At 54.3% G+C, this 14,555-nt stretch carries 12 protein-coding genes and 2 tRNA genes; all 14 read left to right on the forward strand.

Annotated features, from left to right (window positions below; genetic code table 11):
- Positions 1–223: 223 nt before the first annotated feature.
- The 14 genes from rho to QLG09_RS21245 all read left to right on the forward strand — a co-directional run bounded on the left by rho (position 224) and on the right by QLG09_RS21245 (position 14,479).
- Entirely contained in the window at positions 224–1,483 is a 1,260-nt protein-coding gene (rho, locus tag QLG09_RS21180) for a transcription termination factor Rho (RefSeq protein ID WP_008501566.1), read from the forward strand.
- A gap of 242 nt (positions 1,484–1,725) precedes the next feature.
- On the forward strand, positions 1,726–2,829 hold the full coding sequence (gene wecA, locus QLG09_RS21185; RefSeq protein ID WP_014172155.1) for a UDP-N-acetylglucosamine--undecaprenyl-phosphate N-acetylglucosaminephosphotransferase: 1,104 nt from the start codon (positions 1,726–1,728) through the stop codon (positions 2,827–2,829).
- Positions 2,830–2,842: 13 nt separating this feature from the next.
- Positions 2,843–3,889 carry an ECA polysaccharide chain length modulation protein gene (gene wzzE, locus QLG09_RS21190; protein WP_020882894.1) on the forward strand — a complete coding sequence of 349 codons (1,047 nt, stop codon included), beginning with the start codon at positions 2,843–2,845 and terminating at the stop codon, positions 3,887–3,889.
- Between the two features lie 56 nt (positions 3,890–3,945).
- The gene (gene wecB, locus QLG09_RS21195) at positions 3,946–5,076 is read left to right on the forward strand and encodes a UDP-N-acetylglucosamine 2-epimerase (non-hydrolyzing) (RefSeq protein ID WP_014172153.1); all 1,131 of its coding nucleotides are present in this window, start codon (positions 3,946–3,948) and stop codon (positions 5,074–5,076) included.
- A complete protein-coding gene (wecC, locus tag QLG09_RS21200) occupies positions 5,073–6,335 on the forward strand; it encodes a UDP-N-acetyl-D-mannosamine dehydrogenase (RefSeq protein WP_014172152.1) in 1,263 nt (420 codons plus the stop codon). Before wecB ends, wecC begins: the two co-directional genes overlap by 4 nt.
- Positions 6,332–7,009, forward strand: a complete 678-nt coding sequence (rffC, locus tag QLG09_RS21205; RefSeq protein ID WP_049023039.1) for a dTDP-4-amino-4,6-dideoxy-D-galactose acyltransferase — start codon at positions 6,332–6,334, stop codon at positions 7,007–7,009. Before wecC ends, rffC begins: the two co-directional genes overlap by 4 nt.
- Before the next feature lie 4 nt (positions 7,010–7,013).
- On the forward strand, positions 7,014–8,144 hold the full coding sequence (gene rffA, locus QLG09_RS21210; RefSeq protein WP_049023038.1) for a dTDP-4-amino-4,6-dideoxygalactose transaminase: 1,131 nt from the start codon (positions 7,014–7,016) through the stop codon (positions 8,142–8,144).
- 1 nt (position 8,145) lies between these two features.
- A complete protein-coding gene (gene wzxE / locus QLG09_RS21215) occupies positions 8,146–9,396 on the forward strand; it encodes a lipid III flippase WzxE (RefSeq protein ID WP_014172149.1) in 1,251 nt (416 codons plus the stop codon).
- On the forward strand, positions 9,393–10,472 hold the full coding sequence (locus QLG09_RS21220) for a TDP-N-acetylfucosamine:lipid II N-acetylfucosaminyltransferase (RefSeq protein WP_049023037.1): 1,080 nt from the start codon (positions 9,393–9,395) through the stop codon (positions 10,470–10,472). The genes wzxE and QLG09_RS21220 overlap by 4 nt, the downstream gene beginning before the upstream one ends.
- The gene (wzyE, locus tag QLG09_RS21225) at positions 10,469–11,821 is read left to right on the forward strand and encodes an ECA oligosaccharide polymerase (protein ID WP_047742266.1); all 1,353 of its coding nucleotides are present in this window, start codon (positions 10,469–10,471) and stop codon (positions 11,819–11,821) included. The genes QLG09_RS21220 and wzyE overlap by 4 nt, the downstream gene beginning before the upstream one ends.
- Positions 11,822–11,833: 12 nt before the next feature.
- Positions 11,834–12,574, forward strand: coding sequence for a lipopolysaccharide N-acetylmannosaminouronosyltransferase (wecG, locus tag QLG09_RS21230; RefSeq protein ID WP_020882887.1), 741 nt, complete (start codon positions 11,834–11,836; stop codon positions 12,572–12,574).
- Between the two features lie 197 nt (positions 12,575–12,771).
- A complete protein-coding gene (locus QLG09_RS21235; RefSeq protein WP_047954813.1) occupies positions 12,772–14,157 on the forward strand; it encodes an amino acid permease in 1,386 nt (461 codons plus the stop codon).
- Positions 14,158–14,259: 102 nt separating this feature from the next.
- Positions 14,260–14,336: transfer RNA gene (locus QLG09_RS21240), tRNA-Arg, on the forward strand.
- 67 nt (positions 14,337–14,403) lie between these two features.
- Positions 14,404–14,479, forward strand: a tRNA-His gene (locus tag QLG09_RS21245).
- Positions 14,480–14,555 lie beyond the last annotated feature (76 nt).

Here is a 14,555-nt window from a genome sequence, read left to right on the forward strand (position 1 = left end):
TTTACCCGATACTTCCCGTTGTTGACACAAACAGTGCGTGAAGTTGCTAAATTCCGGGCTTGTCACTCAATCCGTCTTGTCGTTTCAGTTCTGCGTTTTTTCCCTGTGACCAGACAGCGAACAGACATGAGTTGATGGCCGCTAAACAGGCATGGATGACCCTGCCATACCATTCACAACATTAAGTTCGAGTATCACCCCGAGTTTAAGAACCCACACCATTATGAATCTTACCGAATTAAAGAATACGCCGGTTTCTGAGCTGATCACTCTCGGCGAAAATATGGGGCTGGAAAACCAGGCTCGTATGCGCAAGCAGGACATCATTTTCGCCATCCTGAAGCAGCACGCTAAGAGTGGCGAAGATATCTTTGGCGACGGTGTGCTGGAGATATTGCAAGACGGATTTGGTTTCCTCCGCTCTGCAGACAGCTCCTACCTCGCCGGCCCTGACGACATCTACGTATCCCCTAGCCAAATCCGCCGTTTCAACCTCCGCACTGGTGACACCATTTCAGGTAAGATTCGTCCTCCAAAAGAGGGTGAACGCTACTTTGCGCTGTTGAAAGTGAATGAAGTTAACTTCGACAAACCGGAAAACTCCCGTAATAAGATCCTGTTTGAGAACTTAACGCCGCTGCACGCGAACTCTCGCCTGCGCATGGAGCGTGGTAACGGCTCAACTGAAGATTTAACCGCTCGCGTCCTGGATCTGGCATCGCCAATCGGTCGTGGCCAGCGTGGTCTGATCGTCGCACCGCCAAAAGCGGGTAAAACCATGCTGCTGCAGAATATCGCGCAGAGCATCGCTTATAACCACCCAGACTGCGTACTGATGGTACTGCTGATTGACGAACGTCCGGAAGAAGTGACCGAGATGCAGCGTCTGGTTAAAGGTGAAGTGGTTGCTTCTACCTTTGACGAACCCGCATCTCGCCACGTTCAGGTTGCGGAAATGGTTATCGAGAAGGCGAAACGCCTGGTTGAACACAAGAAAGACGTGATCATCCTGCTCGACTCCATCACCCGTCTGGCGCGTGCCTACAACACCGTCGTTCCGGCTTCCGGTAAAGTGCTGACGGGGGGTGTGGACGCTAACGCCCTGCATCGTCCAAAACGCTTCTTCGGTGCGGCACGTAACGTGGAAGAGGGCGGCAGCCTGACCATCATCGCTACGGCGCTGATCGATACGGGTTCCAAAATGGACGAAGTTATTTACGAAGAGTTTAAAGGTACAGGTAACATGGAGCTGCACCTCTCTCGTAAAATTGCTGAGAAACGCGTCTTCCCGGCAATCGACTACAACCGTTCCGGTACCCGTAAAGAAGAGTTGCTCACCACCCAGGAAGAGCTGCAGAAAATGTGGATCCTGCGCAAAATCATCCATCCAATGGGTGAAATCGACGCAATGGAGTTCCTCATTAACAAACTGGCGATGACCAAAACTAACGACGATTTCTTCGATATGATGAAACGCTCGTAACGCAAATAAAGCCAGCAAGCGCCACGTTTTTACGTGGCGTTTTTCTTTTATGGCTTATACGCTATTAATGCAGACTCCCATTTCAGACCAGTCAGTGCGACAATAAGACTGTTTGTGCAGTTAATGAAATAATTGATTGAAAAATATACAAAGGGAGTTGTAAGAAGCCTTCTTTATTACTTCTGAGGCAGGGGCTTCATGGTTATACTTCCGGGACTAACTTTTGTTGAGAGCAATCCATTGTGAATCTACTCACCGCCGTTACTGAGCTAATCAGTATTTTTTTATTCACAACCTGTTTTTTGTTCATCGCGCGTAAGGTGGCCAAAAGAATAGGGTTGGTGGATAAGCCTAATTTTCGTAAACGTCATCAGGGACTTATTCCTCTGGTTGGAGGGATTTCTGTTTACGCTGGTATCTGTTTCACGTTTGGTATTGCGGATTATTATATTCCACACGCCGCCCTCTACCTTGCCTGCGCCGGTGTCCTGGTGTTAGTCGGGGCGCTGGATGATCGGTTCGATATCGCGGTAAAAATTCGCGCCACCGTCCAGGCCGCCATTGGCGTGATCATGATGGTCGTTGGTGGGCTATACCTGAGAAGCCTCGGTTATGTGTTCGGACCCTGGGAGTTAGTACTGGGTCCCTTTGGTTTCTTCCTGACACTGTTTGCCGTCTGGGCGGCGATAAATGCTTTCAACATGGTGGATGGTATTGACGGCCTGCTCGGTGGATTGTCGTCGGTTTCGTTTGCCGCAATCGGCATCATTTTATGGTTCGATGGTCAGTACAGCCTGTCGATGTGGTGTTTTGCCATGATTGCCGCCATTCTGCCTTATATCCTCTTAAATCTCGGTGCGCTCGGTCGTCGCTATAAAGTGTTTATGGGTGATGCGGGCAGTACGCTGATCGGCTTTACCGTTATCTGGATTTTGCTGGAGACCACACAGGGTAAAACTCACCCGATTAGCCCGGTAACAGCGCTGTGGATTATTGCCATTCCGCTAATGGATATGGTGGCGATTATGTATCGTCGTCTGCGTAAAGGAATGAGTCCTTTCTCTCCCGATCGCCAGCATATTCACCATCTCATCATGCGTGCCGGTTTTACTTCACGTCAGGCGTTTGTGCTGATTACCCTGGCTGCCGCTATTCTGGCCGCAATTGGGGTGGCTGCGGAATATGCTCATTTCATCCCTGAATGGGTCATGTTGGTATTATTCTTGCTAGCGTTTTTCCTGTACGGCTACTGCATTAAGCGCGCATGGAAAGTGGCGCGGTTTATTAAACGTCTTAAACGCAGGATGCGTCGCAACAGTGGCAACAATACAACATTAACTAAGTAAAACCGGGACTATGATGACTCAACCGTTGGCGGGAGCGAAATCAGTGGTAACTGAGAATGAGCTGGATATTCGGGGTTTGTTTCGCGTGTTGTGGGCAGGCAAACTTTGGATTGCGGGGATCGCGCTGGGGTTTGCATTGTTAGCGCTGGCCTACACCTTCTTTGCAAAACAAGAGTGGAGCGCTACGGCAATCACTGATAAACCAACGGTTAATATGCTCGGGGGGTTCTATTCCCAGCAGCAGTTCCTGCGTAACCTGGATATCAAAGCCAATCTGGCCACCCCAGATCAGGCTTCCGTCATGGATGAGGCCTATAAAGAGTTTGTGATGCAGCTGGCTTCCTGGGATACGCGCCGTGATTTCTGGAGCCAGACGGATTATTACAAGCAACGGATGGTGGGCAACAGTAAAGCCGATGCCGCGCTGCTGGATGATATGATTAACAACATTCAGTTTATGCCGGGAGATGCACTGCGTAACGTCAACGACAGCGTCAAGCTGATTGCCGAAACCGCGCCGGATGCCAATAACCTGTTGCGCCAGTACGTTGCCTTTGCCAGCCAGCGTGCGGCAAGCCACCTTAATGAAGAGCTGAAAGGTGCCTGGGCTGCCCGTACTATACAGATGAAAGCGCAGGTTAAACGTCAGGAAGAGGTGGCTAAAGCCATCTTCGCCCGCCGTGTACACAATATTGAGCAGGCGCTGAAAATTGCCGAACAGCACAATATTTCCCGCACCGAGACGGACGTGCCGGCAGATGAACTGCCTGATTCAGAAATGTTCCTTCTCGGGCGCCCAATGCTGCAGGCTCGACTGGAAAACCTCCAGGCCGTTGGCCCTGATTTTGACCTCGACTACGATCAAAACCGCGCGATGCTGAACACCCTGAATGTCGGTCCAACAATGGACCCGCGTTTTCAGACCTATCGTTATTTGCGAACGCCTGAAGAACCTGTAAAACGCGATAGTCCGCGCCGCGCATTCCTGATGATCATGTGGGGGATTGTGGGTGCGCTGACTGGCGCAGGCGTGGCGTTAACGCGTCGTCGCACTAACTAAGAACGCCGTCTACGATGAAGGCTGCGGCCTTCATCGTTTAATCGAAGAGAATCGATGTGAAAGTACTTACCGTATTTGGCACCAGGCCGGAGGCCATTAAGATGGCACCTCTGGTTCATGCGCTGGCCAGTGATCCTGATATTGAAGCGAAAGTGTGCGTCACTGCCCAACACCGTGAGATGCTCGATCAGGTCTTAACTCTCTTTTCTATCGTCCCGGATTACGATCTCAATATTATGAAACCGGGGCAGGGGTTAACGGAGATAACCTGCCGTATTCTGCAAGAGCTCAAGCCGATTCTGGAGTCCTTCAAACCTGACGTGGTTCTGGTGCATGGCGATACCACCACCACGGTGGCAACCAGCCTGGCTGCGTTTTACCAGCGAATTCCTGTCGGCCACGTTGAGGCGGGTCTGCGTACCGGCAACCTTTATTCGCCGTGGCCCGAAGAGGCCAACCGCACACTCACCGGCCATCTGGCGATGTACCATTTTGCGCCCACCGAAAACTCACGACAGAACCTGCTGCGTGAAAATATTGCCGACAACAAAATCTTTGTCACCGGGAATACGGTGATTGATGCCCTGATTTGGGTTCGTGACCGCGTGCTGTCAAACAACGATCTTCAGAAAGAACTCGCCGCACGCTACCCCTTCCTGAACAATGGCAAAAAAACCATTCTGGTCACCGGCCACCGTCGCGAGAGCTTTGGACGCGGTTTTGAGCAAATCTGTCATGCCCTGGCGGAAATCGCCGCGCAGAATCAGGATGTGCAGATTGTCTACCCGGTACACCTTAATCCTAACGTCAGCGAGCCGGTCAATCGTATCCTTGGGCATATAGAAAACGTCCTGCTGATTGAACCGCAGGACTACTTGCCGTTTGTCTGGCTGATGAACCACGCCTGGCTGATCCTGACCGATTCCGGTGGTATTCAGGAAGAGGCGCCGTCTCTCGGCAAGCCTGTGCTGGTCATGCGTGAAACGACCGAACGCCCGGAAGCGGTGAAAGCGGGCACGGTACGTCTGGTCGGCACCAATGCACAGCTGATCGTCGAAGAGGTAACGCGCCTGCTTCACGACGACGAGGAGTATCAGGCGATGAGCCGGGCCCATAACCCGTATGGCGATGGGCAGGCTTGTGGCCGTATTTTGCATGCACTTAAACACAATCGGGTATCGCTATGAGTTTTACTACCATCTCTGTCATTGGTCTTGGCTACATTGGCTTGCCCACAGCGGCAGCGTTTGCCTCCCGTCAAAAACAGGTTGTGGGCGTGGATATCAACGCGCGTGCGGTGGAAACCATTAACCGTGGCGAAATTCATATCGTGGAGCCCGATCTCGACCGCGTGGTGAAAGAGGCGGTTGATGGCGGATTCCTGCGTGCCAGCACGACGCCGGTCGAGGCGGATGCATATCTGATTGCGGTGCCAACCCCCTTTAAAGGTGACCATGAGCCCGACATGGCTTACGTCGAAGCGGCGGCAAAATCGATTGCACCGGTCCTGAAAAAAGGGGCTCTGGTGATCCTGGAGTCCACTTCGCCCGTCGGCGCTACCGAACAGATGGCGCAGTGGCTGGCGCAAGCCCGACCTGACTTACGCTTCCCGCAGCAGGCGGGCGAGGAGGCTGATATCAATATTGCTTACTGTCCTGAGCGCGTGCTGCCAGGTCAGGTGATGGTAGAGCTGATTAAAAACGATCGCGTGATCGGCGGCATGACGCCAGTCTGTTCAGCACGCGCCAGCGCGCTTTACAAGATTTTCCTTGAAGGCGAGTGCGTGGTGACCAACTCCCGCACCGCCGAAATGTGCAAGCTCACGGAAAACAGTTTCCGGGACGTGAATATCGCCTTCGCGAATGAACTGTCGCTGATTTGCGCCGATCAGGGGATTAACGTCTGGGAGTTGATTAGCCTGGCGAATCGCCATCCGCGCGTGAATATCCTCCAGCCTGGCCCGGGCGTGGGCGGTCACTGTATCGCTGTCGACCCGTGGTTTATTGTGGCGCAAAACCCGGCGCAGGCCCGCCTGATCCGCACCGCGCGTGAAGTGAATGACAGCAAGCCACACTGGGTGCTCAGTCAGGTGAAAGCCACCGTAGCGGACTGTCTGGCTGAGAGCGGCAAACGCGCCAGTGAGCTGAAAATTGCCTGCTTTGGTCTGGCATTCAAACCGAATATTGACGACTTACGCGAAAGCCCGGCGATGGAGATTGCAGAGATGATCGCTGGCTGGCACACCGGCGAAACGCTGGTGGTTGAACCCAATATTCATGAACTGCCGGCAAAACTGGCGGGCCACTGTACGTTGACCGCGCTGGATGAGGCGCTGGCGACGGCGAATGTGCTGGTGCTGCTGGTGGATCATAAAGAATTTAAAGCGACGTCCGGTGATGCCGTACGCCAACAGTATGTGGTTGATACGAAAGGTGTCTGGCGTTGAGCCACCTGAAGGGGGTTCTCGAGTCCCTTGAGTGGGAGAGTGCCTTTTTTGGTCTGCCATCAGCCATCGTACGCCTGCGCGACGATGCGCCGGTTCTGACTGACGCCGACTTCACCGCCTGGCCGCGGGTACAGGCCAGGATCCCCGCAGACCGTGCCGACCTGCTCGATGCGCTCCAGCAACAAGGTTTTCAGCTGGTTGAAGGCGAGGTTGATCTGTCCATTACGCTCGTCTGCCATGATTCGCCCGGTGCGGAAGTGGCAACGGAGCAGGATATCCCCGCGCTGCGTCAGATGGCGGCGCAGGCGTTTGCCCGGAGCCGCTTTCGTGCACCGTGGTATGCACCGGACGACAGCGGGCGTTTCTACGCCCAGTGGGTAGAGAACGCGGTAAAAGGCACCTTTGACCATGTGTGCCTGGTGTTTCGCACTGCAGGCGGCCAGATTGAGGGATTTGTCTCGCTTCGTAAGCTCAACGCGAACGAGGGGCGTATTGGTTTATTAGCCGGGCGCGGCATGGGCGAAAAACTCATGCAGGCGGCGCTTCACTGGGCGCAGCAGCAACAGCTTTTGACTCTGCGGGTGGCAACCCAGATGGGCAACACCGCCGCGCTTAAACGTTATATCGCGAGTGGTGCCAACATCGACGCCACCGCTTACTGGTTATACAGGTGACAAGATGATTCCATTTAACGCACCACCCGTCGTGGGCACTGAACTCGACTATATGCAGTCTGCTATGGGCAGCGGCAAACTCTGTGGTGACGGTGGTTTTACCCGTCGCTGCCAGCAGTGGATGGAACAGCGGTTTCACAGCGCTAAAGTCCTGCTGACCCCGTCCTGTACCGCATCGCTGGAAATGGCGGCGTTGTTGCTGGATATCCAGCCGGACGATGAAGTGATCATGCCGAGCTATACCTTCGTCTCTACAGCGAATGCCTTTGTCCTGCGTGGTGCGAAAATTGTCTTTGTGGATATTCGCCCGGATACCATGAACATCGATGAGACGCTGATTGAAGCGGCAATCACGGACAAAACGCGTGCGATTGTGCCGGTTCACTACGCGGGTGTGGCGTGTGAGATGGACACCATCATGGCGATCGCCAAAAAACATGACCTGTTCGTGGTTGAAGATGCCGCTCAGGGCGTGATGTCGACCTATAAAGGGCGAGCGCTGGGAACGATCGGCCATATCGGCTGCTTTAGCTTCCACGAAACCAAAAACTATACCGCCGGTGGCGAAGGTGGTGCGACGCTGATTAACGACCGTGCACTGGTCGAGCGCGCGGAAGTGATCCGTGAAAAAGGCACCAACCGCAGCCAGTTCTTCCGGGGGCAGGTAGACAAATATACCTGGCGCGATATTGGCTCAAGCTATCTGATGGCCGATCTGCAGGCGGCATACCTGTGGGCGCAGCTGGAGGCAGCGGACCGCATTAATCTTCAGCGCTTGTCCCTGTGGCAAACTTATTACGACGCGCTGCAACCGCTGGCACAAGCCGGGCGAATAGAGCTGCCGACCCTTCCGGCTGATTGCGTCCATAATGCCCATATGTTCTACATCAAACTGCGCGATAATGACGATCGCAGCAAGTTGATTGCCTGGCTAAAAGAAGCCGAAATTCTGGCGGTGTTCCACTATATCCCGCTGCATTCCAGCCCGGCAGGAGAGGCATTTGGGGTATTCGCGGGTGAAGATCGCTACACCACGAAAGAAAGTGAGCGTTTGCTTCGTTTGCCACTGTTCTACAACCTCGCGCCTGTTAACCAGCGTACGGTGATTAACACCCTTCTGAGTTATTTCGGCTGATATGTCTCTGGCAAAAGCATCGGTGTGGACCGCCGCGTCCACACTTGTCAAAATTGGCGCCGGGCTACTGGTCGTCAAGCTGCTGGCCGTCTCATTCGGCCCTTCAGGCGTCGGGCTGGCAGGCAATTTCCGTCAGCTTGTGACCGTCCTTGGGGTACTGGCCGGCGCAGGGATTTTCAACGGCGTCACGAAATACGTTGCGCAGTACCATGATGATGCGGCCCAGCTTCGCCGTGTTGTCGGTACATCCTCGGCGATGGTCACCGGCTTTTCGACCCTGATGGCGGTTATTTTCCTGCTGGCAGCGGCACCCATAAGCCAGGGGTTATTTGGTCACACCCATTATCAGGGGCTGGTTCGTCTGGTCGCGCTGGTTCAGCTGGGCATTGCCTGGGCTAACCTGCTGCTGGCGCTGATGAAAGGCTTTCGTGATGCGGCCGGGAACGCACTGGCGTTAATCCTCGGCAGCGTCATCGGCGTGATTGCCTACTATTTTTGCTATCGGCTGGGCGGCTATGAAGGCGCGTTGCTGGGGCTGGCGCTGGTACCGGCTTTAGTGGTCGTTCCGGCGGCGTTCATGCTAATGCGTCGGGGCACCATTCCGTTGAGTTACCTGAAACCTCAATGGGACAAGGTGCTGGCAAGCCAGCTGGGAAAATTTACCCTGATGGCGCTCATCACCTCCGTCACGCTCCCTGTCGCCTACGTGATGATGCGAAACCTGCTGGCGGCGCATTACAGCTGGGACGAAGTTGGGATTTGGCAAGGGGTGAGCAGTATTTCCGATGCCTACCTCCAATTTATAACGGCTTCCTTTAGCGTCTATTTGCTGCCAACCTTATCGCGCCTGACCTCCAGGCAGGATATCACGCGCGAAATTTCCCGCTCACTGCGGTTTGTCCTTCCCGCCGTTGCGGCAGCCAGTTTAACCGTATGGCTATTGCGCGATGTCGCCATCTGGCTGCTCTTCTCCGCGAAGTTTACCGCCATGCGCGATCTGTTTGCCTGGCAACTGGTGGGCGATGTTCTAAAAGTGGGGGCTTACGTTTTTGGTTATCTGGTGATTGCGAAAGCCTCGCTACGGTTGTATATCCTGGCGGAAATCAGCCAGTTTGCATTACTGACCGCATTCTCACACTGGTTGATCCCGGCACACGGTGCGCTGGGGGCGGCTCAGGCCTATATGGCAACCTATATCGTTTATTTCGCTGCCTGTTGCGGCGTATTTTTACTTTGGCGTAAACGCGCATGACTGCACTGATTCACATACTGGGATCGGATATCCCACACCATAACCAGACCGTGTTACGGTTCTTCAATGATGAACTGGCATCGGGGGATCCCGACGCTCGTGAGTTTATGGTTGCCGGTCAGGATAATGGCCTGAGCGTGGCGTGTCCGGCGCTGACTCTCTCTTTCTGGCCGGACAAGGCTGCGCTGGCGAAGGCGGTTGTTGCCAAAGCCAAAGCGGATCGTGAGCAACGTTTCTTTTTCCATGGGCAGTTTAATACCGGCCTGTGGCTGGCGCTCCTGAGCGGGGGGATCAAACCTTCGCAGTGCAGCTGGCATATCTGGGGAGCCGATCTCTACGAAGTCTCCAGCGGCTGGACATTCCGTCTTTTCTACCCGTTGCGGCGCATGGCGCAGGGGCGTGTGGGATGCGTTTTCGCGACCCGTGGCGATCTCAATTATTTTGCTAAACGCCACCCTGACGTACGCGGTGAGCTACTCTATTTCCCGACCCGAATGAACCCGGCGCTGAACAACATGGCGAATGATACGCCGCGCGAGGGTAAACTGACGATTCTGGTGGGTAACTCAGGCGATCGCAGCAATGAACATCTTGCCGCGCTCAGGGCGGTACATCAGCAGTTTGGCGACACCGTCAATGTGATTGTGCCGATGGGGTATCCGGCCAATAACGATGCCTATATCAATGAGGTCCGCCAGCAGGCACTCGCGTTATTTAGCGCCGGGAATGTGCACATTCTCCACGATAAGCTGGAATTTGATGAGTATCTTGCGCTGCTGCGTCGGTGCGATCTGGGCTATTTCATCTTTGCGCGTCAGCAAGGAATTGGCACGCTGTGTCTGCTGATTCAGGCGGGTGTGCCCTGCGTACTCAATCGCGAAAACCCATTCTGGCAGGACATGGCGGAGCAGCATCTGCCGGTGCTGTTTACTTCCGATGTGCTTAACGAAGAGGTGGTCCGCGAAGCGCAGAGACAACTGGCGCTGGTGGACAAAAGTGCCATCGACTTCTTTAGCCCGAACTACCTCACGCCGTGGCATCGCGCGCTGCGTATCGCTGCAGGAGACAAAGCATGAGCCAGTTGCAATTCAGCGGCTTACTGATCGTTTGGCTTCTGAGCACTTTATTCATCGCCACGCTCACCTGGTTCGAGTTTCGCCGGGTGCGTTTTAACTTTAACGTCTTCTTCTCGTTACTGTTTCTTCTGACCTTCTTTTTCGGATTCCCGCTGACCAGCATTCTGGTCTTCCGGTTTGACGTGAGCGTTGCCCCGCCCGAGATCCTGCTCCAGGCGATCCTGGCAGCGACCTGCTTCTACGCGGTCTACTACGCCACCTATAAAACGCGCCTGCGTTCAGCGCAATCCACCGCGCCGCGCCGGGCGCTCTTCACCATGAACCGGGTGGAGACGCACCTGACGTGGGTGATGCTGATGACGATCGCGCTGGTAAGCGTGGGTATCTTCTTCATGCATAATGGTTTTCTGCTGTTCAAGCTCCAGTCCTACAGCCAGATTTTTTCTGCCGAAGTGTCGGGCGTGGCGCTTAAGCGCTTCTTCTACTTCTTCATTCCGGCGATGCTGGTGATCTTTTTCCTGCGTCAGGACAGCAAAGCCTGGCTGTTTTTCCTGGTGAGTACCGTCGCCTTCGGTTTCCTGACCTACATGATTGTGGGAGGGACGCGTGCAAACATCATCATCGCTTTCGCAATCTTCCTGTTTATCGGCATCATCCGCGGGTGGATCTCTTTATGGATGCTGGTGGCTGCTGGGATGTTTGGCATTGTTGGTATGTTCTGGCTTGCCCTGAAGCGCTACGGGCTCAACGTAGCCGGTGACGAGGCGTTTTACACATTCCTCTATCTCACGCGCGACACCTTCTCGCCGTGGGAAAACCTGGCGTTGTTGCTGCAAAACTACGACAAAATCGATTTCCAGGGCCTTGCGCCTATTGTGCGCGACTTTTATGTCTTTATCCCAACCTGGCTGTGGCCAGACCGTCCCGGCGTCGTACTCAACACGGCAAACTATTTTACCTGGGAAGTGCTGAACAACCACTCAGGCCTTGCGATCTCACCTACGTTGATTGGCTCGCTGGTGGTGATGGGGGGAAGCTGGTTTATCCTGCCGGGGGCGGTGGTGGTGGGGCTGATCATCAAGTGGTTTGACTGGCTCTACGTGCGCGGCAACGAAGAAACAAACCGCTATAAGGCGGCTATTTTGCACAGTTTCTGCTTTGGTGCCATTTTCAATATGATCGTTCTGGCGCGTGAAGGGCTGGATTCATTCGTGTCGCGCGTGGTTTTCTTCATGGTCGTTTTTGGCATCTGCCTGTTACTGGCCAAACTGTTGTACTGGCTGTTTGACAGTGCAGGGCTTGTGCATAAGCGCGAGCCGCAGGGCAGCACAACGCTGTCGCAAGTGTGAGTAGGGAAAGTCATGACGGATAAAACTTCTGCACCGCGCTATACGCTGCGCGGTCTGCAGCTTATTGGCTGGCGCGATATGCAACACGCGCTGGATTTTCTGTTCGCTGGTGGTCAGATGAAATCCGGTACGCTGGTCGCCATCAATGCGGAAAAGATGCTGGCGGTGGAAGACAACGCCGAAGTAAGAAGCCTGATAGAAGCGGCTGAATTTAAATATGCCGACGGTATCAGCGTGGTGCGTTCAATCCGCAAAAAGTATCCTGGCGCTAATGTATCTCGCGTGGCAGGGGCCGATCTCTGGGAGCAACTGATGGCACGCGCAGGGGCGGAAGGCACGCCGGTATTCCTGATTGGCGGTAAGCCGGAGGTACTGGCGCAGACCGAAGCGAAATTGCGCAGTCAATGGAATGTTAACATCGTGGGCAGCCAGGATGGCTACTTCAAACCAGAGGCCCGGCAGGCGCTGTTTGAACGCGTTCGCGACAGTGGAGCGAAAATCATCACCGTGGCGATGGGCTCCCCACGCCAGGAGATCCTGATGCGTGACTGCCGTCAGGTGTGTCCGGATGCCCTTTATATGGGCGTTGGCGGAACGTATGACGTCTTTACCGGCCATGTTAAGCGTGCGCCCAAAGTCTGGCAAAACCTGGGGCTGGAGTGGCTGTATCGCCTGCTATCTCAGCCGACGCGGATTACACGACAGATCCGTCTGCTTCGCTACCTTACCTGGCACTACACCGGGAAAATGTAATCAAAATGTAGCGCGATATGCTGTTCGCGCTGCAACTCCCCTGCAAAACTGCTGCGAATCTGTGCAATGCATTCATTTTTTTTATGCATCGTTTGCCATTTGCCGCATTTTAAGAAACCATTCGCCCCGTATTTTAGTACCCCTAAAAAACAATACCCGGCCTTAAGTCGGGAAACAGCAAACACAATCGAGGATCTATGGCAGAGAAAAAACCGGAGCTACAGCGTGGGCTGGAGGCTCGTCATATTGAACTGATAGCGCTGGGCGGCACTATCGGCGTGGGCCTGTTTATGGGCTCCGCAAGCACGCTCAAATGGGCAGGACCTTCGGTCTTGCTGGCTTATATCATTGCGGGATTGTTCGTTTTCTTCATCATGCGTTCGATGGGCGAAATGCTTTTCATGGAGCCCGTCACGGGTTCCTTCGCCGTTTACGCGCACCGATATATGAGCCCGTTCTTTGGCTACCTGACGGCCTGGTCATACTGGTTTATGTGGATGGCGGTTGGCATCTCTGAAATCACGGCGATAGGGGTCTACGTGCAGTTCTGGTTCCCGGACATGGTCCAGTGGATACCGGCGCTGATTGCCGTGGGGCTGGTGGCACTGGCAAACCTTGCTGCCGTTCGTCTTTATGGTGAAATCGAATTCTGGTTTGCGATGATCAAAGTCACCACCATCATCGTGATGATTGTGGTCGGGCTGGGCGTTATCTTCTTCGGCTTTGGTAACGGCGGGCACGCCATTGGCTTTGGTAACCTGACCGAAAACGGCGGCTTCTTTGCGGGCGGCTGGAAGGGCTTCCTGACGGCACTGTGTATCGTTGTGGCCTCTTATCAGGGGGTCGAGCTTATCGGTATTACCGCGGGTGAAGCGAAAAACCCGCAGGTTACGCTGCGAAGCGCCGTAGGCAAGGTGCTGTGGCGTATCCTGATTTTCTATGTGGGGGCGATCTTCGTTATCGTAACCATCTTCCCGTGGAATGAAATTGGCACGACCGGTAGCCCGTTTGTCTTGACCTTCGCGAAGATTGGCATCACGGCAGCAGCAGGCATCATTAACTTTGTGGTTCTGACGGCGGCGTTGTCAGGCTGCAACAGCGGGATGTACAGCTGCGGACGTATGCTCTACGCGCTGTCCAGAAACAATCAGCTGCCAGCGGCAATGGCGAAAGTTTCGCGTGCGGGCGTACCGGTTGCGGGTGTGGCGGTGTCGATTGTGATCCTGCTGATTGGCTCCTGCCTGAACTACATCATCCCGAATCCGCAGCGCGTGTTCGTGTATGTCTACAGCGCCAGCGTGCTGCCAGGCATGGTGCCCTGGTTTGTTATCCTGATTAGCCAGCTGCGTTTCCGTCAGGCACATAAAAAGGCCATCGCCAGCCATCCGTTCCGTTCTATTATGTTCCCGTATGCCAACTATTTGACGATGGCGTTCCTGGTTTGCGTATTAATCGGAATGTACTTTAATGAAGATACGCGCATGTCGCTGTTTGTCGGGATGATCTTCCTGGCGGCGGTGACCGCGGCGTATAAGCTTTTTGGTCTGGGCCGCCGCGCTACCTCGCAGAAAGTGGAGGAATAAGCGGCAAAATGTGCAAACCATAACCAAACGCGCATTTTTTTCAAAAAAGCACTAGACAGCGGGGTCGGAGGTACGTAATATCCAGCCCCGCAACGGCGCTAAGCGCCCGTAGCTCAGCTGGATAGAGCGCTGCCCTCCGGAGGCAGAGGTCTCAGGTTCGAATCCTGTCGGGCGCGCCATTTTAGTCCCGGCGCTAGAGCTGCGGTGGTCTGAGAAGTAGTCAGTACCGCGTGAAAGAATACAGTGGTGGCTATAGCTCAGTTGGTAGAGCCCTGGATTGTGATTCCAGTTGTCGTGGGTTCGAATCCCATTAGCCACCCCATTATTGAAAGAGTTGTGAATTGCGAAGGTGGCGGAATTGGTAGACGCGCTAGCTTCAGGTGTTAGTGTTCTTACGG

Source organism: Enterobacter sp. V89_11, from assembly GCF_029967775.1.
Classification (GTDB): Bacteria; Pseudomonadota; Gammaproteobacteria; order Enterobacterales; family Enterobacteriaceae; genus Enterobacter; species Enterobacter ludwigii.

Bases quoted from the DNA above. Each gene is read 5' to 3' on its own strand.
- QLG09_RS21220 (WP_049023037.1), top strand. From the start codon at position 9,393: ATGACTGCACTGATTCACATACTGGGATCGGATATCCCACACCATAAC.
- wzyE (WP_047742266.1), top strand. From the start codon at position 10,469: ATGAGCCAGTTGCAATTCAGCGGCTTACTGATCGTTTGGCTTCTGAGC.
- wecC (WP_014172152.1), top strand. From the start codon at position 5,073: ATGAGTTTTACTACCATCTCTGTCATTGGTCTTGGCTACATTGGCTTG.
- wecG (WP_020882887.1), top strand. From the start codon at position 11,834: ATGACGGATAAAACTTCTGCACCGCGCTATACGCTGCGCGGTCTGCAG.
- wzzE (WP_020882894.1), top strand. From the start codon at position 2,843: ATGACTCAACCGTTGGCGGGAGCGAAATCAGTGGTAACTGAGAATGAG.
- rho (WP_008501566.1), top strand. From the start codon at position 224: ATGAATCTTACCGAATTAAAGAATACGCCGGTTTCTGAGCTGATCACT.
- QLG09_RS21235 (WP_047954813.1), top strand. From the start codon at position 12,772: ATGGCAGAGAAAAAACCGGAGCTACAGCGTGGGCTGGAGGCTCGTCAT.
- rffA (WP_049023038.1), top strand. From the start codon at position 7,014: ATGATTCCATTTAACGCACCACCCGTCGTGGGCACTGAACTCGACTAT.
- wzxE (WP_014172149.1), top strand. From the start codon at position 8,146: ATGTCTCTGGCAAAAGCATCGGTGTGGACCGCCGCGTCCACACTTGTC.